General features: G+C 35.5%; 22 protein-coding genes, 1 riboswitch and 1 other annotated feature. Of the genes, 4 read left to right on the plus strand and 18 right to left on the minus strand.

The features are described 5' to 3' along the window. Window positions 1-116: 116 nt before the first annotated feature. Window positions 117-218, plus strand: a riboswitch (SAM riboswitch). 230 nt (window positions 219-448) lie between these two features. Further along, complete coding sequence (locus tag HLX49_RS09380) at window positions 449-1,498, plus strand: homocysteine S-methyltransferase family protein (protein ID WP_077702659.1); 1,050 nt, start codon at window positions 449-451, stop codon at window positions 1,496-1,498. Between the two features lie 133 nt (window positions 1,499-1,631). On the opposite strand, the gene HLX49_RS17100 is transcribed toward HLX49_RS09380, so the two are convergent. From HLX49_RS17100 to HLX49_RS09435, 12 genes are all read right to left on the minus strand, one after another. Then, window positions 1,632-1,850 carry a DUF4177 domain-containing protein gene (locus HLX49_RS17100; RefSeq protein WP_367112741.1) on the minus strand — a complete coding sequence of 73 codons (219 nt, stop codon included), beginning with the start codon at window positions 1,848-1,850 and terminating at the stop codon, window positions 1,632-1,634. A gap of 382 nt (window positions 1,851-2,232) precedes the next feature. Next, window positions 2,233-2,739, minus strand: a complete 507-nt coding sequence (locus HLX49_RS09385) for a VanZ family protein (protein WP_254843937.1) — start codon at window positions 2,737-2,739, stop codon at window positions 2,233-2,235. Window positions 2,740-2,761: 22 nt separating this feature from the next. Next, window positions 2,762-3,532 (minus strand): VanZ family protein, encoded by a 771-nt coding sequence (locus tag HLX49_RS09390; protein ID WP_296361491.1) that lies wholly within the window; start codon window positions 3,530-3,532, stop codon window positions 2,762-2,764. Next, a complete protein-coding gene (locus HLX49_RS09395) occupies window positions 3,493-3,855 on the minus strand; it encodes a PadR family transcriptional regulator (RefSeq protein WP_077702656.1) in 363 nt (120 codons plus the stop codon). Before HLX49_RS09395 ends, HLX49_RS09390 begins: the two co-directional genes overlap by 40 nt. 447 nt (window positions 3,856-4,302) lie before the next feature. After that, window positions 4,303-4,995: a protein rep gene (locus HLX49_RS09400; RefSeq protein ID WP_296361493.1), complete on the minus strand. Its 693-nt coding sequence runs from the start codon at window positions 4,993-4,995 to the stop codon at window positions 4,303-4,305. A gap of 237 nt (window positions 4,996-5,232) precedes the next feature. Continuing rightward, window positions 5,233-6,489 carry a tyrosine--tRNA ligase gene (gene tyrS, locus HLX49_RS09405; RefSeq protein ID WP_077702654.1) on the minus strand — a complete coding sequence of 419 codons (1,257 nt, stop codon included), beginning with the start codon at window positions 6,487-6,489 and terminating at the stop codon, window positions 5,233-5,235. Between the two features lie 70 nt (window positions 6,490-6,559). Further along, window positions 6,560-6,782 (minus strand) — a binding site (T-box leader). A gap of 377 nt (window positions 6,783-7,159) precedes the next feature. Next, window positions 7,160-7,462 carry a YerC/YecD family TrpR-related protein gene (locus HLX49_RS09410; protein ID WP_077702653.1) on the minus strand — a complete coding sequence of 101 codons (303 nt, stop codon included), beginning with the start codon at window positions 7,460-7,462 and terminating at the stop codon, window positions 7,160-7,162. A gap of 634 nt (window positions 7,463-8,096) precedes the next feature. Further along, window positions 8,097-9,470: a Na+/H+ antiporter NhaC gene (gene nhaC / locus HLX49_RS09415; protein WP_296361497.1), complete on the minus strand. Its 1,374-nt coding sequence runs from the start codon at window positions 9,468-9,470 to the stop codon at window positions 8,097-8,099. A 501-nt stretch (window positions 9,471-9,971) separates the two neighbouring features. Continuing rightward, the gene (pdxK, locus tag HLX49_RS09420) at window positions 9,972-10,790 is read right to left on the minus strand and encodes a pyridoxine/pyridoxal/pyridoxamine kinase (RefSeq protein WP_101933499.1); all 819 of its coding nucleotides are present in this window, start codon (window positions 10,788-10,790) and stop codon (window positions 9,972-9,974) included. A gap of 905 nt (window positions 10,791-11,695) precedes the next feature. Further along, window positions 11,696-13,558 carry a tyrosine decarboxylase gene (tdc, locus tag HLX49_RS09425; protein ID WP_296361499.1) on the minus strand — a complete coding sequence of 621 codons (1,863 nt, stop codon included), beginning with the start codon at window positions 13,556-13,558 and terminating at the stop codon, window positions 11,696-11,698. 44 nt (window positions 13,559-13,602) lie between these two features. Beyond that, a complete protein-coding gene (tyrP, locus tag HLX49_RS09430; RefSeq protein WP_077702649.1) occupies window positions 13,603-15,036 on the minus strand; it encodes a tyrosine-tyramine antiporter in 1,434 nt (477 codons plus the stop codon). A gap of 805 nt (window positions 15,037-15,841) precedes the next feature. Further along, window positions 15,842-16,501 (minus strand): SDR family oxidoreductase, encoded by a 660-nt coding sequence (locus tag HLX49_RS09435; protein WP_296361502.1) that lies wholly within the window; start codon window positions 16,499-16,501, stop codon window positions 15,842-15,844. A gap of 187 nt (window positions 16,502-16,688) precedes the next feature. On the opposite strand from HLX49_RS09435, the gene HLX49_RS09440 reads away from it, so the two are divergent. Continuing rightward, window positions 16,689-16,991 carry a YolC/YozM family protein gene (locus HLX49_RS09440; protein ID WP_296361504.1) on the plus strand — a complete coding sequence of 101 codons (303 nt, stop codon included), beginning with the start codon at window positions 16,689-16,691 and terminating at the stop codon, window positions 16,989-16,991. A gap of 14 nt (window positions 16,992-17,005) precedes the next feature. Beyond that, window positions 17,006-17,191, plus strand: coding sequence for a hypothetical protein (locus tag HLX49_RS09445; RefSeq protein WP_296361506.1), 186 nt, complete (start codon window positions 17,006-17,008; stop codon window positions 17,189-17,191). A gap of 161 nt (window positions 17,192-17,352) precedes the next feature. Here the strand turns inward: HLX49_RS09445 and HLX49_RS09450 are convergent, their stop codons facing one another. The 4 genes from HLX49_RS09450 to HLX49_RS09465 all read right to left on the minus strand — a co-directional run bounded on the left by HLX49_RS09450 (window position 17,353) and on the right by HLX49_RS09465 (window position 19,606). After that, window positions 17,353-17,601 (minus strand): helix-turn-helix domain-containing protein, encoded by a 249-nt coding sequence (locus tag HLX49_RS09450; RefSeq protein ID WP_296361508.1) that lies wholly within the window; start codon window positions 17,599-17,601, stop codon window positions 17,353-17,355. Window positions 17,602-17,610: 9 nt separating this feature from the next. Then, window positions 17,611-18,087 carry a DUF2975 domain-containing protein gene (locus HLX49_RS09455; RefSeq protein WP_296361509.1) on the minus strand — a complete coding sequence of 159 codons (477 nt, stop codon included), beginning with the start codon at window positions 18,085-18,087 and terminating at the stop codon, window positions 17,611-17,613. A gap of 194 nt (window positions 18,088-18,281) precedes the next feature. Further along, the gene (locus HLX49_RS09460; RefSeq protein WP_296361510.1) at window positions 18,282-18,446 is read right to left on the minus strand and encodes a hypothetical protein; all 165 of its coding nucleotides are present in this window, start codon (window positions 18,444-18,446) and stop codon (window positions 18,282-18,284) included. A 200-nt stretch (window positions 18,447-18,646) separates the two neighbouring features. Beyond that, window positions 18,647-19,606 (minus strand): tRNA dihydrouridine synthase, encoded by a 960-nt coding sequence (locus tag HLX49_RS09465; protein WP_296361511.1) that lies wholly within the window; start codon window positions 19,604-19,606, stop codon window positions 18,647-18,649. Window positions 19,607-20,849: 1,243 nt separating this feature from the next. On the opposite strand from HLX49_RS09465, the gene hag reads away from it, so the two are divergent. Further along, complete coding sequence (hag, locus tag HLX49_RS09470; protein ID WP_101933494.1) at window positions 20,850-21,671, plus strand: flagellin Hag; 822 nt, start codon at window positions 20,850-20,852, stop codon at window positions 21,669-21,671. Window positions 21,672-22,053: 382 nt separating this feature from the next. Here hag and HLX49_RS09475 read toward each other — a convergent pair whose 3' ends face one another. Together HLX49_RS09475 and HLX49_RS09480 are read right to left on the minus strand one after the other, a co-directional pair. Next, window positions 22,054-22,815, minus strand: a complete 762-nt coding sequence (locus HLX49_RS09475) for a sulfite exporter TauE/SafE family protein (RefSeq protein ID WP_101933493.1) — start codon at window positions 22,813-22,815, stop codon at window positions 22,054-22,056. 106 nt (window positions 22,816-22,921) lie between these two features. Beyond that, window positions 22,922-23,261: citrate/2-methylcitrate synthase (locus HLX49_RS09480; protein ID WP_296361512.1), on the minus strand; the 340-nt coding region annotated here is incomplete at its 5' end.

The following is a 23,261-nucleotide window of genomic DNA, read 5'->3' on the forward strand; positions in this document are numbered from 1 at the left end:
TCGTATATAGTATAGTTCATATTCTGAATGATAAGATTTTACACACTGTGAATTTAATGGCGTTTTTAAACATCGCCAACTGTAAATCTTTATTATTCCACAACTTTATAGGATTTATCTTATCCAGAGAGGTGGAGGGACTGGCCCCTATGATACCTCAGCAACAGGCATCTTTTGCACTGTGCTAATTCCAGAAGCGTAACGCTTGAAGATAAGAAGAGACAACATTTGGAAGCTACCCTCTTCTTATTCATAAGAAGGGGGTTTTTATGTTCCAATAATTCACGATGGAAGCTCACATAGGTGAAGCAACTAAGAAAACGATTTTTTAATGAAAGGTGGGCGTAATTTTTCCATGAATTAAATCCGGAAGTCGTAGCTCTTGCTACATACTTCGTGCCACATTTTTTACAAAGCAAAGGTTTCAAAATAAAAGGAGGAGTTTAAGATGAAACGCAGCTTACAACAAAGATTGCAGGAAGGTACGGTTATTGTGGGAGAAGGTTATTTATTTGAATTAGAACGCAGGGGGTATTTACAAGCAGGTTCTTTTGTACCGGAAGTCGCATTAGATAATCCACAAGCTCTGAAACAAGCTTATCGCGATTTTATGAATGCAGGCTCAGACGTCGTACTGGCGTTTACTTACAATGGGAATAGAGAAAAGATGCGAATTATTGGTAAGGAAGAATTGCTCGAGCCGTTGAACAGAAATGCCATTCAACTAGCAAAAGAAGTCGCCAAAGAACATCCTGTAGAAGAAGCACTCGTTGCTGGAAACATTTCTAACACGAATATTTTCGATCCGAATGACCCAGCTTCCAAAGAGCAAGTAAGGAGCATTTTTGCCGAGATGGTGCAATGGTGTAAAGAAGAAGGTGTTGATTTCGTAAATGGAGAAACATTTTATTATTATGAAGAAGCTCTAATCGCTTTAGAAGAAATTACGAAACAAGAACTCCCAGCCGTTATCACTTTTGGTCTTATGGGAGAAAACATTCTAAGGGACGGGTATACCGTAGAGGAAGCTTGCCAATTATTATCTGAAAAAGGAGCGCTCGTCGTCGGAATGAATTGCTTCCGTGGCCCTGATACCATCCAGCCCTTTGTAGCTAAAATAAGAGATACAGTCAAAGGTTATGTTGGGGCATTACCAATACCTTATCGAACAACAGAGGCGCACCCAACCTTTTTCAACTTGCCGGATGGAGGTTGCAGTTGCCATTTACCTACAGAAACGACATTCCCAACGGCACTTGATCCGCTTTATCACAACCGCTACGAATTAGCCGCTTGGGCGAAAGAAGCAAAAGACATCGGTGTGAACTATATTGGCTTATGCTGTGGCGCGTCGCCTGCAATGTTACGTGCTGTTGCAGAAGCTGTCGGTAAAGAAACGATTAATTCCAAATACTCGCCAAATATGGAAAAACACTTTTTATTTGGTACTGACAAAACGTTGAAAAAACATAATTTAGAATACCGAACTAAGGCTTAGAGGGTTGCTGGATAAGCATTTTTAAAAATATCATCCGCTGACAAGTTTTGATTTAGAGAGGAACTCCCCATCAAAGCAGTGACGGGGAGTTCCTTTAAATATGATTTGAACATCTATTTATATTTTACGTTCTTTATATCGCTTTTCTTTTAAAAATGATTTGGTTAAAGTTCACACTAATATCCCCCATACTCCCACCAATCTGAGGAATAACGTTTACTAATTCCCAACCTTGTTTTCCGTATTCATTTAATTTATCTTCAAATTCCTCTCGATCAGCTGAAGTGATCCCTAATGTCCAAGTTTCTACCGCATATTCCCAGCACCCACGTCGAATCTCCTTTCCATAAATAAGATTGCTTTTATTATCCTTATTTTTTCATATATACTAAAAAGATTAATAATCCAGCTGATACAGAGATAGCAGATAGCTAAGTGAATGAATATTGCATTGCTCGTTATCTTTGCTATTTCTACTCCCACAACAAAAATCGGAAATCCTGCCCAAATAAAGAAGGAAAATAGAAGGATTACCAAAATCATTAGCATAAACATATAATCTTTTTTAAACAAGTTGAAAAAATGATGGATGTACAGATGCATATTAATCTATCCTATTTATTTCCTTTTAACCAGAAGCAAGATCGACATCTTCATTACTTTTAGAAACGGAGTACTTTTATCATTCGACAAGAACTGTGGACTTTCCTCTTTTGAAAGTGCATCTCAGTGTCTTATTTAAATCCTCTCCTGTTCACCAGCCTATGCTGTTGTTTATTCTTGATTAGCGTATTAAATAGTAAAAAAGGTAGATAGCCAATTACTCCTCCAAGTGTATTCAACAGCAGATCATCTACATCGAAGCTACCAAATTTAAAACTCAGTTGCACGAACTCGAACATAAAGCTTAAACATAATGTTGCAAGGACAATGTTGGTTAGATTTTGAAATTTTCGCCAAATTGATGGTAGAAGGAAGCCAAAAGGCGCAAAACCAATGATATTACCAACCAAGTTTTCAACCCTTATAGAAAAATTGATATCTGTAGAAAATAGATAGAAAAATATCGTTTTAAAAGGAATTAAATTATGCTCATTCCAAGTAGGCCCTTCATAACGAAATGCAAAGTGAGCTAAAATTTCATGCAAAGAAAGGTACTTAAACAAGACAAGTTTTGATAATATGAGTACGTACACACATAACACTAGAAATAAACCTATTTTTATAATGGCTTTCATCATCTACAACTCACTATTCTTTATATTATAATTCTTTTTCTATACGTCGTATTGCAGTTATTTCATTCTTTAAGCGCCGGAAAAATAGGAAACATAAAAATCCTATGCCACTGCCAATCGTTCCTAAGATAATGTCATCCACATCAAATTGACCAACGCATAACAACAATTGCAAGCTTTCAATCGCCGAGATAATGATCGTTACAGTTATAGAAACTTTTAATAGTGAATGGCACTTTGGGAATAATAGCGGCAGAAAGATTCCTAGCGGCAAAAATACAAGGGCATTCCCTATGGTGTTTTCAATAATAATGGATACGTTATATGAATCTGCATTTAAGATATATTGTAGCGTCGTTTTAAAGGGCAAAAAATTGGCATTTAAATGAATGTATTCAACATCAAATGCACCTGTAAAATTTTCCGGAATAGCCACATGTGGGTTAAAAAAGTCACCACTTTTAACTATAGTCGCTGTTAAAATCATGCGCTCCAAAAAGAACTTAAAAAATAGGATAAGAACATATAATCCGAAAAAAATGCCTGTCGTTATTTTGCATAATTTGTGAAAAGGAGAAATAGATGTTTGTAAGCCGCTTGCTAATTGCTTTTGTTCGCCAAACGTTTCTAACGCTTTATTTACGGCTACTTCATTTGAAAACCCACCTTCCTTATATTCTTGTATCAACAAATACAAATGATCTTTCATTTCATCTGTCATGTCTTTTTTTTCTTCTTCCCCACAGTGTAGCTCACTTACAATTTTGTGAATGTAGGCTTCGATTGTTGACTCCAACCTAATCCCTCCGAACATACCTTAATTAAATGGCTAATTTGATTCCATTCTTGCAGTTTGTTAGCTAGCTCGTTTTTTCCCTGCTGGGTAATTTGATAATATTTCCGTCTGCCTCCACTTTCCGAATCTCCCCAATAAGATTGGACCCAGCCTTTATTTTCAAGTCGCTTTAAAGCAGGATACAAAGTACCCTCACTCATGTTATACAGTTCATTACTATTTTTTTTTAACGCCTTAACCATCTCATAGCCGTACATATCACGATTCTGGAGGAGAGACAATAGCAGAATATCAATACTTCCTTTCATTATTTCTTTATCCATTTCAGCACCTTCTCTTTTTTGTTATTTTCTAAAATAATGTAACACATAGTACATCGTAATACAAGGTATATAGGTAAAGTTATCCATCCCTAGGTGATGGCATTAAAACATTGGGAATTGCCCTACCAATCTTTTATTACTTTGTATTCATACTTTACTAATTTATTATTTTCAAGGGTACATTATGTTCCAATATGGAAGGATGATTTAGTAAGTTGGAAGGTAGTGCGGTGTCATTTCACCCACTTCAACTCTTTCTTCACTAATTGTAAGTTAACAAATCGAGGTTTTAGGTGCTGTTATCTATCACTAAGGCTTGTACAGTTTGCATCTCCCAAAAGTGACTAGTCTTACAGCACCTTATATCCAAAATAAACCGTAAAATTTCATGCCTTCTTCATAGCGCAAGCAAGATTGAAGGCAACTGCTACCCTTATGACATTACCTTCAGATAAAAGGATTTTCTTTTTCTGTTCTTAAGCCAGGGTGCCAAGTGAGCATGTTGTCAAAAGCAACATTTGCAATCCTATCGTCTGTACGTAAATGAGCTATATCTAGGTAAAAGTCTGAATCAGGAGGTAGTTGATCTGCTTCCTTTTTTAATAACCTGCTGTACCCAATTAACCTTCGTGTCTCAATAATTTTCTTATCTTTTTTAGGTCTGTTTGCTTCTGGTACATCCAAAAGTACTGCTAAACCTTGTTCCATTTTTTCTACCATTCGTCGACTATTATCCTCAGGTTGGATCACTTTTACATTTACATATAGATCATTAGTAACCCCTAAAGCTTTAGCCCACATTTCTAACCATTTATCACGTTTAATATAGTATCTTCCTTGAAAATAGCTTTTCATCGTTGGCAGCAAGACATGAATTTTTGGATGGAACCTATCATTTTGTTTAACTATATCCAGCATACGAAAATAACCTAATGTAGCTTGCTTTACACTTTTATACTTAAACAATCGATTAAATCCAATAAGCAAATTATCTAAGGATTGGTTAATATGCTCTTCTGCCACATTTTCTAAACCTACATCTAGTAATAACCAATTAACTGGTTTCTGTTCATTCACCTTCGTAATAATGTAATGATTTGTATATGCTAGTTCTAATGATCTTTTCCAAGAAGAAGGCATCCTGAAACATCCCTTTCATCCATCTGAATTCCTTTACTTAACAAAATATAATAAATGAAATCATCCTATTAAGTTTGTCATCTTTCAAAATGTTCCGTTTTATTGAGCGATGATATAGAAACATCTTCCCTAGAACCTGTTTAGAGTTTTGGGAAGATGTTTCTTCTTTTATCTATATATGCAGTGATTTTATTAGCCAACAAACTTCCTTTACAATAGAAGTAGGCTCTAAATGCATTAAGCTAATTTTACCAAGCTGTATTTTTTCTTCCCTTTACGAATAATAATAAACTTTCCATCGAATGCGTTTTCTGCTGTTACATCTGTATTAACATCGGTTATTCGTTCTCCATTCATGGAAATAGCTCCATTGTTAATATCTTCTCTCGCTTGGCGTTTAGATGGTTCGATACCTAACTCAACTAACCAGTCGACAATATTTTTTGTTTCTTTGGAAGCTTGAAAAGTAGGCATGTCTTTAAATCCTTGTTCAATTTCATCTGCTGTTAATGATTTAACATTTCCACTAAAAAGTGCTTCCGTAATTTTCAATGCTTGCGTTAATGCTTTTTCACCATGAACAAACTTTGTCATTTCTTTTGCTAACACTTTTTGCGCTTCACGTTTATGCGGTTCTGTTTTCACTTTATTCTCTAATTCATCAATTTCTTCTTTCGTTAAGAACGTAAAGAATTTCAGGTATTTTATCACGTCTTTATCATCTGCGTTAATCCAAAACTGGTAAAATTCGTATGGTGTCGTTTTTTCTGCGTCTAACCAAATTGCTCCACCAGCTGTTTTACCAAACTTTGTTCCATCTGCTTTTAATAAAAGTGGAATGGTTAGACCAAAGACTTTCGCATCCTGACCCTCTTTTTTACGTATGAGGTCTAATCCGCTTGTAATATTGCCCCATTGATCGCTACCACCAATTTGTAATTGTACATTTTCTTCTTTAAATAGGTGATGAAAGTCCATAGATTGTAAAATTTGGTAAGAGAACTCCGTGAACGAAATCCCACTATCTAATCGGCTAGCGACAATATCTTTTGCCAACATATTATTGACACTAAAATTTTTACCGTAATCACGTAAGAAATCCAATATACTTAAGTTATGTGTCCAATCGTAGTTGTTCACGATCCTAAGTTCACTATCACCATCGAAGAATAATTTCTTCATTTGCTTCGTTAGCTTATCAACATTATTTTGTACCTTCTCTAATGTTTGTAATTGCCGTTCTGTTTGGCGTCCACTAGGATCACCAATAGTCCCTGTCGCTCCTCCAATTAAAATAACCGGTTGATGACCGTGTAATTGAAAGCGTTTCATCATAATGAATGGAATTAAATGACCAATATGCATACTATCACCAGTTGGATCAACACCGCAATATAAAGAAATCTTTTTCTCTTCAATTAAATCTTTTAATCCTTCAGCATCTGTTTGTTGATTTATAGCTCCACGCCATTCTAACTCATCAATAAGATTCATGCTTTTCCACTCCTTTAGTATAGTTTCTTATATAAGCTTAAAAAATAAAAAACGCCCTATGTCATAAAGACATAGGGACGATTCTAACCGTGTTACCACCCAAATTGCATCAATAGTAATAATCGTAACTATTGATACCACTCTCAGCAATTATATCGTTTGCTAATCCGCTTAGTGTTAAGCTAAGATACTCCAAAGTGTAATTCACAAGATTGTTTGTACTAGGTCACATCACCCCTAGCTTTCTAAATAACAGTGACAAGCTTGCTACTAGGCTCCTTCATCGTATGCGTCGTATAAGATTAAAAATATTATAGTGAATAAAAATGTATTTGTCAACGTTTTTGTTTTTGTTTCATACGTACAAGAGACCTCGCTATTGTCTACATTTGATCAGAAAAATTGGACTTGACTCCAAGACTTGCCGATTATCGTTTTTCTTATACTTTTACGTGTAAACGCTTGTACTTTCCTAAAAAAGTAACAAATAATATAACCCTTCTTCAAACTAAAAACAAACATTTGTTCATACGTTCACAAGTAAGTATATCATCATAACTCATTCTAAGCATAATATAAATAATTATCTTTGTCTATAATATGATACCATAATCATTTATATTTTCGTTTCATTTGGCAACCATTTAATGCTAATTCTGGATACTTTTCATTAACTCTCTATACTTTTCTTCATCCGACTGAAAAGAATATCATACATATTATTCCCATGATATAATGAACGTTTCGTACGAGAGATGGTTGCTGTACTTGCCCCTGTTTCATCTTCAATTTGACAATATGTGTTATCATTATAAAGCATTTTTGCTACTCTAAATCGTTGAAGCATTGCCTTTATTTCATTGACTGTACATAAATCATCAAAAAAACAATAACATTCTTCTATTGTTTGAAGTTCTAAAAACGCGCAAAAAAAATCATCTAATTCTTCTCCACGTATTTCATCTATAAGCATATTTTTTACCTCCGTTTATATCTTTACCAATATCATTAACACATCAAAGGATTAAAGAATGACTTCAAAAAAACTTGCCTTATCGTCAAACTCTTTATGGCGAAAAACACCTTCGTTTCACTTATAAAGCTTAACAGTTTATTCTTTCCTATGGTGTAAACCATTTCACGCTTTCAGCCTATTGATTAAAAGCAACAGTTTAGCAGCTTACAATACCATTTCAAAATGAATAATAGTTCACTACATATCACCCATCATGGCTACCTATAATAAAGCCAAAGAAATTCCCCCATTTTAATTAGGTAAGATTAGAGTCAATTATGATGATTTAATAAAAGAAAACGACATTTAATTATAACACCATTTAGGGTATTTGGATTTATTTTAAGCATTAAAACACACTGGTAATTTTTTCTATATTTTATTTCTCATTTAACCTTAACGAATTAAACTTATTCTCCTTGCCCCCTCAAGATACTTTTGGCATGGCAAAAGCCTTTGTTTTGCTTCTACTATAAAACCTAACATTTTTGCCATTCTATCATACAAGAGAGAAGTAAATGTGGGCTTGAGATATCATAGGTTAAGTATGGAGCAGAATATAAATATTGTAAGTAATCTGCCCCATAGCTATTTAAGAGAGAGGAGGTAATCCCTTCTCTTTTTCAAAAAAACCAAATAATACATTTATAATTGGAGCAGTTATACAAAAGATAGCAAATGGTGCATACTCTAATGTAGAAACCCCCAATGTTCCAGTAATAAACACACCACTTACTCCCCATGGAATTAGTGAATTAACTACTGCCCCAGCATCTGCCAAAATAGCTGAGAGTTTTTTGGGATCAAGATTTATTGCCTCCACTTGCGATTTAAATGCTTTACCTGGCAAAATAATGGATAAATACTGTTCTCCAAGAACGATATTTATACCTACCGCACTTAATCCAGCCATTAAAATTAATTTCCCTTTTGTACTAACAAGACCTTGAACTTTTGATATTAACGTTTCAACAATTTTTAATTCTACTAACAGTCCTCCTAATGTCAAAGCAAGGATAATTAGCGAAACAGACCACATCATACTTTGCATACCACCCCTGGTAAGCAAAACATCTACCGTTTCTGTTCCTGTATTCGAAACAAATCCATCTTGCATAAGGCTAGCGATTTTAGAAAAGCTGGTATGTGGATAATATATATATTGAATAACAATGGTAACCGCAATACTCATTAGAAGTGTTGGAATAGCAGGTATCTTCTTCCACGCACAAAAAAATAAAATGAGTGCTGGTATTAGGGACACCATAGAAATATTGAAATTAGAATATAATGTATCTACTAATTCATTAATATTACTTTCCGTCGCTCCCGCTTTTGTTTGTCCAATTATAATAAAAAAGATAAGTGAAATAACAAAAGCAGGAACAATTTTTCGCAACATATTTTTAATATGTTCAAATAAATCCACTTCCGCTATAGCAGAAGCCAAATTGGCTGTATCGGATAAAGGAGATATATTATTCCCGACATAAGCTCCTGACACTATAGCGCCAGCAGTCATCGCAATATTAAATTCCATCATTTGTCCCATACCTAAAAACGCAATACCTATAGTTGAAATGGTTGTGAACGAACTACCTACTAAAATACCAACAAGTGCACAAATAACAAACACAGAAGGTAAGAAAAATTTCGCTGATAAAATCCCTAACCCATAAACCATGATAGTTGGAATGGTTCCTGCTGAAATCCAAACACTTATTAAGACACCAATAAGCATAAAGATAATGATGGGGATCAGACCAGGTATAATTCCATTTTCAATTCCCTTATGAACAACTTCCCATGAAGCACCTTTCATCTTAGCAAAAAGGATAACAATTCCTACTGCGAATAAAATCGGAATTTGCGGAGGCAAATCCAAACCTATTATACTAATACCTATAATCAATAATAATAATACTAGTAGAAAGATGCTTTCTTTTAACGTTATATCTCTTTTCATATGATAAACTCCTTACGACCTAAACGATCTGAGAATTACTACTTTAATAATTTAATTAGTACTAGCACAATCCTGTTTTCTTTTACATTTAAAGACATTGGCACGTTGATTGATTAAAGTAAAAAGTATTGAATTTACGCCATGAGTAATTCCCTACACTATTGGAAGCTGCCCATATCACATAAGCAGGATAGAACTGCGCTTCTAGTCCCGTCTTCCGAAATTTGTAGTATTACTTAAGTAAATTCTAAAATTTCACAATTTCCTAATACGGAACGATAGATGCCATGTTCATAGAACATGGCCTAACAAAAGAGGATAATAATGCAACGTGTCAGTCAATGGACATTTCCCTCCAACTCCGCATATATTTAGCCGATGGAAGCAACGTTTACCCTCAACTTAAGAGACAACAGTTCTACAGGGTGATATATGCAAGAGATAGTCTAGTAAGCAAGACGAAATTCTTTCCCATTCTAAATCCTCAGTAAAATCATAGAACTAATCAGATAGAACTGCTCTATTATATGCTCCATGCCAAACTGGTCCAATGAAAGCATTAAAGGCAAATCCAGCCTTAATACCTTCGGTGGTAAATGTTTTTGCTTTTGCTACCGATTCTTTTACAGAGAAACCTTTTGCCAATCCTGCTGTGATAGCAGCTGCAAATGTACATCCAGCACCGTGATTATAATTCGTATTGATTTTCTCTACTTCGTAAAAAGTGAAAGCAGACCCATCATAAAGTAAATCAATTGCTTTATTGCCATCTAAACTTTTTCCGCCTTTAATAACAACATATTCTGGGCCAAGGTTTATCAGCTTTTTCGCTGCTTCTTTCATATCAGCAACTGTACGGATTGCAGACATACTAGATAGTTGAGCAGCTTCAAATAAATTAGGCGTTACGATAGTTGCTTTCGGTAAAAGATAATCGCGGATAGCAACCCCATTTTCCGGGTGCAAAGGCTCATCTTCTCCTTTACAAACCATCACCGGATCAATTACAACATTCTTCATTTCATATTGATCAATCATTTCACTTACAATCTTTATGATATTTGTAGAGCCTAACATCCCCGTTTTCATAGCATTTAGCGGACTACCAGAGAAGATTGTTTCCAATTGTTCCCGAACTGTCGTCTCATCAACGGGATACACTCGATGATTCCAATTATTTTTGGGATCCATCGTGACGAGATTCGTGATAGCAGTACAGCCAAAAGTTCCGTATTCTTGAAATGTTTTCAGATCGGCTTGCAAACCTGCACCACCACTTGAATCAGAACCTGCAACCGTTAATACTTTTTTAATTGTCATTTTTTCACTTCCTTAACAGCTTTCTGCATATTGTATCTTGTAACTTTTCATGGAAGATTACTATATGCTAGAACGCGTTACATGTAATTGTTAAATAATTCACAAATAGATTCACATAACTAGGCTTATTTACAATACTTTTCAACAACCTATTTAGAAAAACTTGGCTTGTCGCCAAGTCTTATGGCGAAAGTTGTAGTTTTTCTTATACTATAAACCTTTAAACTTTTATACTTTCGTATAGTGGAACGAATCAACAAAATTTTTAGGAATCATGCTCCTGCAACAGGAGTATAACGGCGCCCTCCGGCAAGCCCGTCTTTAGTCCACCTTCCTATTTAGCACGAACCGATGATGACTTAGCTTAGGGCAATGGAGTGAAGTCGCCTAGTTGCTGGGCGATGGAGCCGGACGTGGCTATTCCGTTAAATCGGTATCCAAAAGCAACAAATTTTATACTTTCTTATTCCTTGAAGAAAAAACTTGGCTTCTCACCAATCTTTTCTTATACTATAAACATATAGTATTAAAATTATATATATTGGTTGTCAAAGAACATAAGCTGTTTTTACTACTATTATTATTTCCTATTATTGAGATTACCTTGTTTACAGAAGGTAGTCTAGTACTTGTCATTTACTTTAAAGGTAAACATTTACATTTTAACTATCATCAATAATCATTAAAAAAATTGAATTACCGCCAAATCTTTATGGCGGAAAAACGCTGTCGATTTTCTTATACTATAAACCTTATAACTTTATATTTCCCTATAGTGTAAGAAAAGGACATTTCCAAATCAATTGGAGCCGAGGGATGATTGTAATAGCGTGATAAAATCATCCCCTCTAGCCTCCTTAACAACCAATTGGCTATTAATAAACTGATTCTTTAATAGGACTTCATTAGTTTACAACAGCATAAATTTTTTCAAGTTTTTCTTGAATTGCTTGCTCTATCTTGCTAGCATATTCATCAAAGACATCTTTGTCATATGCATACGGTGATAAAGCACAAGCACGAAGTATTGTAACCTTACCTTCACGATCCCACTCTTCTTTACTGAATCCTAAACTGTTAACATATGACAATGGACTGTTTCCATAGTCTGGAATCGCAAAATCTGTATGTGAAGTAATGAACTCGTTATTGTATAATCCACCTTTAACGTAAGAAGCTTGTTCATAAAAATCATGATTAAGCTTATTCATTTTTTCTAAGTCTGTATTTCCTTCTTCATTAAATACATAGTCAACCATATTAAAGTCAGGTTTTGTTAATGGATAAACATGAATGGTTTTATCGCCAACTTTGAATTGTTTTCCTTGTAAGAAATGATAGAAACGATAAGCACCTTCAATACTTGCACCGATTAATTTACCATATCCTGTTACATTTAATGGTAGTACCTGATGGGCTGTCCATACTGCAGCCGCAGTAGCACCTGCTTTCGATCCTTCTAGCATATAAGCACCAAGTAAAGCAGGAATATCTGCACCTTTTTCAAATACATATGTGGCAAAATAAGAAATCACGTCACGCATTCTCGTATCTTTAACTACAATACCACCAGCAGAGTAAGGAATATACCCCATTTTATGCGGGTCAATTGTAATGGTTTCCGCTTCACTCATCGCTTTGAAAGAATGATAAATATCTTCGGTAAGCCATTCGTTTTTCTCTGTGAAAACGTTAAATTTCTCATGTACTTCTTCCATTTTCGCGTAATCTATAAAGTTATTATTTTCATCCAAGAATATTGCACGGGCATAGCCACCGTAAGCAGCGTCTACATGTATATAGAAATAAATGCCTTCTTTAGCTAATTTGTCTCGTAATTCTACCATTTTATCAATACGATCGACTTGTCCTTCTTCGGTTGTTCCAATTACCCCAACCACACCAAGAACTGGAACTTCTTCAGCTGCCAATTCGCGGATTTTTGCTTCTAATTTATCAATGTCCATTCGATAATGATCATCCACATCAATAGCTTCAACACAGTCAAGTCCTACACCGATAATATCAGCAGCTTTTAACCAAGAATAATGTTTGGTTTGAGGAATTAACCATTTACCTAGTTTTTGCAGGTTTTTCCCACTGCGTGCAGAATGCTCTTTCACTTCGTCTATTTTTTCAGGAATTTGATCTAGAATATCTAGAATTTCTTCTGTAGACATGTTAAGTAATTCCCATTCCGTTTTACCTGCTACAAATTCAGGAGCAACTTCTTTAATAGCTAAAGGAAGAGATTTCATATTTCTTGCGTACCAAAGACCTTCAAGGTTGGCAATAGAACCATCAGCACAAATATGTCCCCAGCTTTCTCCTTTTTTATATCCCATAAGAGCAGCAAACTCATGACCAACCTCTTCTTCCATTTGTGAAGTGCCTGGTGAGGATTCATATGCTACGTTATTCCCATTCCATAACATGGCAGTTGTATAAGCAATGATAGATGGCATTAATGTTTCAGAATTCATATGTCCCCAAAAACGACCTGCTGTATGCCATGGAAGTGAGTTCGTACGAAGTTTAGAAGATAAAACATTAAATACACTACGTACATGATCAGCAGTTTCTTGGAAACTTTTTGAACTTTTATCTTGTGGCGTAATTACTGGTAAGTCTTGCGGCTGATAGTTTTGACGCCACCCCACATGTTCATCAATCATTTTTAGTAATAGTTCTTTAAATAAATCTACATTTTCACCTTTACTTCCTAAGAATAAAGCTTTTAAATTGTGGTCTTGTAATTCAGTTTTCATTTTCTAATCCTCCAATTAATATCACGAAATCTATCGTTTTCTCTTTAGCTACATTTTTTATGATTAGTTGTTGTTTCTTTCTTCCATTCTGGTTTTTTACATTTGTGAATAAAAAGAGCTATACCTACCATTATTACTGTAGCTGCTATTTGATAAATAATATAACCTGTGTACTGACTAGGTTGTAAAATAGATGGTGGTATAATACTGACAGTAAGTGTAATTGCTACACTAATTAAAGAAAGAATGGAAACAAACCACATTAATCCATTTCCTTTATTTCCTAATCTAAATGGACGTACAACTTCTGGCATTTTATAGCGTAAGCGGATTGCTGAAATAGCAATCAATGCATACACAATACAATATAAAATGGTTGTTGTAATTGTAATAATTAAAAAGGCACTATTCACATCAGGAACAACTACGTACAAGAAAGATACTAGAGAAATAACAATTGCTTGAATTAGTACAAAGGTTATCGGAATGTCTTTTTCCGTTCTTTTTTGAAAGAATTTAGGCAAGTTACCTTCATCCGCAACTTTGATCATCGCTTTACTTGGGCCAAGTACCCATGCACTTAATTGGACTAACACCCCAATTAAAATCATTAAGGAAATGATATTAACGAAAATGGATGGGATACCCAAGTTTTCAGAAAAAATCATGTACGGTTGTGTAATATTAGCTAACTCCAATTCACCTACTGGTACTGCGTTTGAAACAGTTAAACCAGCGACAATATTAAAGAAAACCAACAAAAGAACAGATGCTATAACAGCAATTGGATAATTACGTTTAGGATTTTCGATATTATTTGCATGCACAGATGAGATTTCTACACCTGCAAAAATAAAGATAATTCCTGATAAGTAAGTTAAGCTACCTAAGTCTTTAAAATTCGGAACAAGATCGCTCGGTTTAAAATCTCCTAAATAGCTATTTGGTTGAATACCATTCTTAATCATATAGATAACACCTAGAACAACTAGGATAACGAATGGAATATAAACACCGATAATAGCTCCCCAGTTACCAGCCACTTTTACCATATCAAATTTGAGATTTAATATCGTCACGCCCCAGTAAGATATTAAAATAACTGCAAAAATAAAGTAATTGTTTGAAGATAGCTCTGGTGCATTAACAACGTATCCAAATAACACACCTACTGTAGACGCAACCATGACCATACCAAAAAACATTTGAACCCATAGTAACCATGAGGTAACAAATCCCCATTTCTCACCTAATGCGTTCTTCACCCAAACTGTAGGTCCGCCTTCCTCTGGCCAGCCTGTAGAGAGTTCAGCAGACATCAAAGCGATTGGCAATGCAAATAGAACTGCCGCAATTAACATATAAAAAATTTGTGTCCATCCAGTTATGGAAAGTGTTGGCACACTACGTACCGTACCAAAAAAAGCCATCGTAATACCGATCAACCCAAAAAGTGTTAGGCTTTTTGTTTTAGCCATAAATTTTCCTTCTTTCCTTTTTCAACTTGTTACTTAAAGATGCATCTCATTTTCATATGACTGTATACCTAGGAAGTTCATATAAAAATGAAAGAATTTCTACTTAGAGAACGGATGAACAAAATCATTCCCCGTGATCTCTGACTAACAACTACACATGGAAACAGCAAATGTTTGATGTTTCACATATAATTCAAAACGTGAATTAAAGTTTATCCATCATACCTCTCCAATACGTATTTTTTATCGTACGTAAAAAAGATATCTCATCTATCGCTGTTTAGTGAAAGCACTCACAAGTTAACTTGCAATCATAAGTTTACGCCTGTTTTTTTGTTTTGTCAATACATAATTTAACATTGATTTAAAAGGGTTTATTTAACATTTATAAAATCTTGTTATTTAACGAGGTGACGCATTGTTTAGTTTATTAATAAATCGATTAATGCTTTTATCGATAAAAGCGTTAAATTGTTCTTGCTAAAAAACATATGGTGTAGTCTCCTTCATTGGGGGCTTTTTTCTCGTCTAAATGGAATATTAGTAGATTAAAAACTTGGCTTATCGCCAAGTTTAAGGGAGAAAATTTGTATTTTTTGTAGGAAAAGTTGGCTGTCGCCGTAGTTTGCTTGTACTATAAACCATCTAGTGTTAGAAAGACTTGGCTTACCGCCAAATCTTTCTAGCGGAAAAACGCTGTCGTTTTTCTAATCCTATAATCTTTAAAACTCTATACTTTCCTATAATGTAAAAAAACTCCAATCAGCGAAGGGTACCCAGATTCCCTTACTGATTGGAGAGTTATTTATAACTTCTGTAATGCCTGTTTCATTTCCGTTTCACCTGTTACGGTTTGAAAATCTTTACCAATGGTTGTGTCGTCTTCTAAACAACCGAAAATAACGCTTGCCACATCTTCTCGAGGTATTTCTCCTCGCTCCACTTTCGTTGCTGCATGCACTTTCCCCGTTCCCGGATCATTTGTTAATAAGCCAGGGTGGACAATCGTATAATCTAAATTTGTGCTTCTGAGCCACTCATCTGCATAATGCTTAGCAACAACATATGGTGCAAAAGAAGATGACGCTCGTTGGATAGCTTCCCTGCTTGTGTCAAATGAGCTTACCATCACAAAACGCTTTACCCCAGCTGCTTTCGTTGCTTCCATCGTTTTGACTGCACCATCTAAATCCACCATTAATGTTTTGTCTTTTCCAGTTTTAGGTCCTGAACCAGCTGTAAACACGACAGCGTCAACATCATCAGCCGCTTTTGTAATCGCTGCTACCTCATCTTCAAGATCCACAATGACTGTCTCTGCACCTAATTCGTTAAAATAGCTCGCTTGCTCTTGTTTACGAATCATTGCTCTTGCCGTGTGTTTCCCACTATCTTGAATTTGTTTCACCAGATGTTTACCAATTTGTCCGTTTGCTCCTACAACAAGAATTTTCAAAATAACCATCCTTTCATCCTTATTGTTTCTTCTATTTCTATCGTAAATAGAATTTTTACCTCTGTCCACCATTCTGATTCGGAGTGACTTTATGACCATTTTGAAAAAATTGCAACGAATATTTATGACATAGTATAGTAAAGTTAATTGGCGTACGCTGGTAAACAAAAGCAGGAAAAGAGAAAAGAGGGGGAAGATGAAAAAAATCGTCCTATTTTTGGTTATTGTTTTATCTATTGGATTGCTGTTCAGTGTAAACATCCTAAAAGAAAAAGAGCCTGAAATCAGTAAAGAGGAGCGAATAGGGAAATTGATGGACTATGCTCGAGATGATTATAATATTTTCACTACTTATATCGATAGTGCAGATGTTTTCTTTGATATTGATGATCAGATTAATCAACATGAATTTGTAACAACAATGGAAAACAAACTAGAAGCGTATGACCTTTCCGATACATTTTCCTTAGCATTAAACGGAGCAATAAGCAAGAACTAAGATTACAGCATGCGATGGAGCTGATAAATTTATATATATTTGACAAGAACGAGTATGACCGTGTGAATGTAGAAGTTGATTTAAAAAACAAAGAATCCCCTTTCATTTTCCACATAGCAGAGGATGCCAATATTTCTAAAGAGGAATTAGAAAAGGAAGTGCTTGGACTATTTCAATTCAATGGAGCCTATCATGACTAAAATCACGAATGAGGTGGTTTTGGTTTCAAATATGTCGGTTCGTTAACTTTGCTAAGACCATGCTTCCATCGCAACCAATTCATCTACAAAACTGAGATGGATAGGTTGATAAGATATGCGGAGGCAGCGGCCTTTAACACGACCTCCGTACAACGTCATTTCTATTGCATTTGCCGATGATTCTCTTCTTTATTTTCTGTCTCCAAGTCAGCTTGATATTCTAAAATATCCCCTGGCTGACAATCTAACGCTTTACAGATGGCTTCTAACGTAGAAAAACGAACTGCTTTCGCCTTGCCATTTTTTAAAATAGATAAGTTCGCCATCGTGATACCTACTTTTTCCGAAAGCTCCGTTACACTCATTTTCCTTTTTGCTAACATTACATCAATATGAACTATAATTGCCATGTACTCACCTCAAATGGTCAACTCATTTTCTGATTGGATCTTCATTGCATTTTTCAACAGTCCTTGCAGAACAGCGGCAAACAACATGATAACGATGGCAGAAAAAAGAATCGCTAATCCTACAATTGCAATACTAGGATGAAGCGCACTTTGCGTTAGAAGATAAATCATTCCGATCATATAAAGCAGACTAATGACAATCGCGCTGTACTTAATACGCGCTAATGACCGTACCGCAAACGCTGAAAAAGCAAGCTGCTTCTCCATATAAGTCAATAAATTAAGCGCTTGATATAACGCATAGAAAAAAGGGATTGTTGTCGCATACAAGCCTATTAAAATAGGATATTGTAAATAAGAAAACTCCGGAAACATTTCTGCTGAACTGCTTGCTAACGGAGGCAAGGCGAAAATACATAAGCCGAATACAACGATGCCAATTACAAAAATAGCAACCTTCAAGATTTGTACTGCTACACGTCTCATAGGAACACCTCACTTATTATCATTACCTCTATTATAATTCCTCATTTATTGAATATCAATAAATGATTATTAAATACCATAGATAATGCATTACTTGAATGAAAGAAAAAAATAAGTATACGTAATATATGTAAGCTTTTAGAAATACAAGTAGTAGCACATCTTAGAAACGCTTGGCTTATCATCAAATCTTACTATATAGACGTTAATCCATTCCCACAACCTAAGTCTAATACTCGCATACCACTTTTTAATGGAACATCTTGCATTAGTTCCTCGAGTATTTTCATACTATTAGGGCCCGTCATGTTTTCATTAACAAGCGCTTTATCGTATTTCGCAGATTTTATATATTTCATTTTCATTCAACTCCTATAGGATGGCTTGGTATTGCTTTTTTAAGTTGTTCTGCGAGTGCCCAGAGAATTCTATTATAGACAAAGCCTTGTTGCAGAAGTGTCTAAGCTTTTCCCGAGAAATAACGCTCGTTAAACGTCATATAAATTTGCCCAATAGGTAACAAACAACCAGATCCCCTAAATATTGGGGCATCTGGTTGTTAGCAATGCTCAAAGTTATCCAGCAATGTACGTACTTCATCTGTCGTTTCTGTACTCATTAATTGATTCCTTAACTCGCTCGCCCCGTGAAAGTCACGGACGTATATCTTAAAAAAGCGACGAAGCGGCTTAAACGGACGAGGCTCCAACATAGCATACTTATCGAAAAGATCCAGATGCAATCTTAGGAGGTCAAGCAATTCCTCACTGCTATGTTCTTTCGGCTCTTTTTCAAACGCAAATGGATTCTTAAATATACCTCGACCAATCATAATCCCATCTACACCATATTGATGGGCAAGTTCCAAACCAGTCTGACGATCAGGAATATCTCCATTAATGGTTAATAAAGTATTTGGTGCTACCTCATCACGAAGTTTCTTTATTTCTGGAATGAGCTCCCAATGGGCAGCTACTTTACTCATTTCTTTTTTTGTACGTAAGTGAATAGAAAGATTTGCAATGTCTTGTTGTAGGATGTGACGTAACCAATCCCGCCACTCTTCCACTTGGGTGTAGCCAAGCCTTGTCTTCACACTTACGGGCAGTCCGCCTGCTTTTGCTGCTTGAATCAGCTCTGCAGCAACTTCTGGACGTCGAATAAGCCCACATCCCTTCCCGTTCGCTGCAACATTAGGCGCAGGGCAGCCCATATTAATATCAAGCCCTTTAAATCCTTCTTCCGCCATACCAATACTCATTTGGCGAAAGTTTTCAGGTTTATCTCCCCATATATGGGCTACAATAGGCTGTTCATCTTCTGTGAAAGTTAGGCGTCCACGCACACTAAATTTCCCCTCGGGATGGCAATAGCTCTCCGAGTTTGTAAATTCTGTAAAAAACACATCGGGTCTTCCAGCTTCACTAACGACATGACGAAATACAACATCCGTCACATCTTCCATCGGTGCTAATACAAAAAACGGCTTTGGTAAATTGCGCCAAAAATTATCTGTCATATTCAAACAAATCCTTTCACTATAAAAAAACGGAGAAATCTCTCGTTTGCTATTTTAAGAAAATAAAGCTTTATCCTGTATTTTTTGAGCGAGCGGTTCTGCTAGCCTTGATAACTGACCAGATTTGTTGTACCTTACTTTATTGATCCAGAAATTTTGCCCGCAGAGGCTCTAGCTATATCATAGCCTAATTAAGGCCCAACATGTTATAGAGCATTTAGGTACTACCTCCCACCGCTAGCTTTGGTAGACAAGGTGCATTTTCTGCATCATTCACTGATTGTTGGGAATCTAAGGGTTGACTTAAAGACCACTGACTGTTTCTCTCACTTAGACTTTCCCAGCGCTGGCAGTTTCTAATTAATGAAATGCTGTCTTACAGCATCTTATTAAGAGATTAAGTCTGCATTTTGTTGCTACAAGCGTTGTAAAACATCCGTATGCAGCAGGGAAATCACTCTTGCTTCTGTTACACTTATACCATGCTTTATTGGTTGTATCAAATGATAATAAACCTCGACTATTATACACTTTTATCGGGATAAATGGAAAGTGTAAGACGTTTTTTTAAAAATGTAACATGTGTATTCTTGAACCATTTCTTACAATGGTGGATAGCTTGTAATTGACTAGATCAAAAAATTTTATAGTTTCCTATAGTTGATAAATTTATGAGTTGAAAAAGGTTCCACAAATTAGATTCTTACATTCCATTTGTGAGGCGTAGTATCGTGATCCTTGTGTAATTGCTTACAGATTTTGTTTTTAAACATAGTCAGCATTTATATGTCATTAAATACACAATTACCCTTTATACAATAAATCAGAAAACCGATTAGTACCTTCACTCCAAAATAACTCGTGCAAAATGTAAAACGCATCAATAAAAACATTTCGTTCATTAATACAATCTCTTGATTATCTCCCTATAGCTTAAGATTTATAAAAGATATAACCCCACATGAATTTGTAATATAGGAGCAGTTGCTTCATGAAATTACTTCCAAAAGAATGATTCAAACTAATATTTTTTTATTAAAAATCATTTTTTCTCTTCACATTAAAAAACAATGGTCGATATAAATAATAGATCATCAAGAAAGATGATATAAATTGGCACGAACTATTAGGGTACTTGGATAATAACTCCTACTATTAGGAGATTATTATAAATTAAATACTAGCAACTCAAAAGGATAAGGACCGCTAGTATAAAAATCAAACACACGGAGGTAGAAAAATTATGATTATTAATCACAACATTGCAGCGTTGAACACTCATCGTCAACTTTCTAACAACAACGGCGCTGTACAAAACTCATTGGAGAAGCTTTCTTCAGGTCTTAAAATTAACAAAGCAGGAGATGACGCTGCAGGTCTAGCAATCTCTGAAAAAATGCGTGGTCAAATCCGTGGATTGGAAATGGCACAAAAAAACGCACAAGATGGTATCTCTTTAGCCCAAACTGCTGAAGGTGCAATGAATGAAACGCATGCTATCCTTCAACGTATGCGTGAATTAGCCGTACAATCTTCTAACGACACGAATACAGATAAAGACCGTGCGGAATTACAAAAAGAAGTAGATCAGTTAGCGCAAGCGTTAAATGATATCTCTGAAGACACAGAGTTTAATACACAAAAATTACTTGATGGATCATTTGAAGCTACTTTCCATGTTGGTGCTAATAAAGGGCAAAACCTTACTTTAGAAATTGGAAAAATGAGTGCTGATGAATTAGGTGTTGCAGAAGGAGAAGGAGGCATCGATATTTCTAGTCAAGAAGCAGCAGACGAGGCAATTACTACTATTCAAGAAGCAATTGACAACGTATCTGCTGAGCGTTCGAAAATTGGTGCAGTACAAAATCGTTTGCAACATACCATTAACAATCTAGGTACGTCTGCTGAAAACTTAACAGCCGCTGAATCACGAATCCGTGATGTGGATATGGCGAAAGAAATGATGAACTTTACGAAGGACAACATTCTTACACAAGCTGCTCAATCTATGCTTGCACAAGCTAACCAACAACCACAAGGCGTACTTCAATTACTTCGTTAATTAGTACATGGTAGATATATTTTAGATATAACCTCACTTCTTATAAGTGGGGTTATATTTTTTCCTTGTCTATATTTTGACTGCAGAATCATATTTTAAAAATCATATAAAACATGAAAAATCAACTAAATATATGTAGTCCAAAACGGATGATTCAGTGCCACAGTTGCTTCAGCAGACATTATTTAGGAATTATTATTAGGACACCATATCATAGAATTAGATGAGATAACAGCTACTGGAACTACATTCTGCCCCAATAGCTGTTCTTGTTTTGTATAATTAAACCCAAACCTCCGTCCAGATTCACTAACGATGCTGCGAGATAGCAGAAAGATAAGGGCAATGCGTCAAAAGTTCAGCCAGGATTTTTATAAATATTCTAAAAATCAAAAAAACCCAAAAGCTTCCCTGCCATGAAAAATACGGTGATGATAAGAAAAACCCGAATCCATTTATCACCCTTATATATGGCGATATGACTTCCAGCCCAGGCTCCAAAGGCATTTCCAACCGCCAAGGACAAACCAAGATACCAATTAATTTGCCCATGAATAATGAATACAAAAAGAGAAACCAAAATGTAAATTCCACCGACAAAAACCTTAATACTGTTTGATTTAACAAGACTAATTCCAAAAATGGCTGTTAAACCAGCAATTATAAAAAAACCAGCTCCTGCTTGAATAAATCCACCGTAAATCCCCACAAAAAAGAAAGTAGTGATACCCAACACTTTACGAACGATAGAATAGTCTCCATTGCCAATCGCTGAAATTTTCTTTTCCGGTCTCCAGATAATAAATATAACTGTAATTACCATTATAACAGCAAGTATCCGGTTAAATAATTGATCAGATATAGAGACGGCAAGGTTGGCTCCTATTACTGACCCTATAATAGCTGGAATGCTTAGCAAGAAACCAAGTTTTTTGTCAAAGTATCCTTTTCGATAAAAATTCGTTGTCGCAGCAATACTTTGGACCACTATAGCAACCCGATTAGTTCCGTTGGCAACTGCGGATGGTAAACCAAGAAAAATTAAAACAGGTAGGGTTAAAAGAGATCCCCCTGCGGCCATTGTATTAATAAAACCTGCTATAAAACCTGTAATTAGGATTAGGAAAATATCTGTAAAAGACATAATAAACATCCCTTAATTTGCTTTGGTAAAATAGAAACAACAATACAAGAACTTCAGTTTGCCTAATCAAAATAGACAGACAAATGAAAAACATAAACATTTACGATCATAAACCAATTCGCGGTCCTGAATAAACCGATTGAGGATAAATCAAGGGACCATTAGCAGCCTCTATTGAATGTGCACACCACCCAACCGATCTGCTAACCGCAAAAGTTGCTGTTAACAAATTGTTATCAAAACCAACAGCATTTAGCAACGCAGCTGCATAAAATTCAACATTGGTTATAAATTGTTTATTAGGTTTATATTCTTTAAGCAATTGTAGTGTCATTTCCTCAACATGAGTGGCCAAATCCAACTTGCTGTCGTTTCCAGATAGTTTGATTGCAATATTTTTTAATGGTAAAACTCGCGGATCCCGGTACTTAGACACTCGGTGACCA

The organism is Virgibacillus sp. (assembly GCF_013393565.1).
GTDB classification, from domain to species: Bacteria; Bacillota; Bacilli; order Bacillales; family Amphibacillaceae; genus Virgibacillus; species Virgibacillus dokdonensis.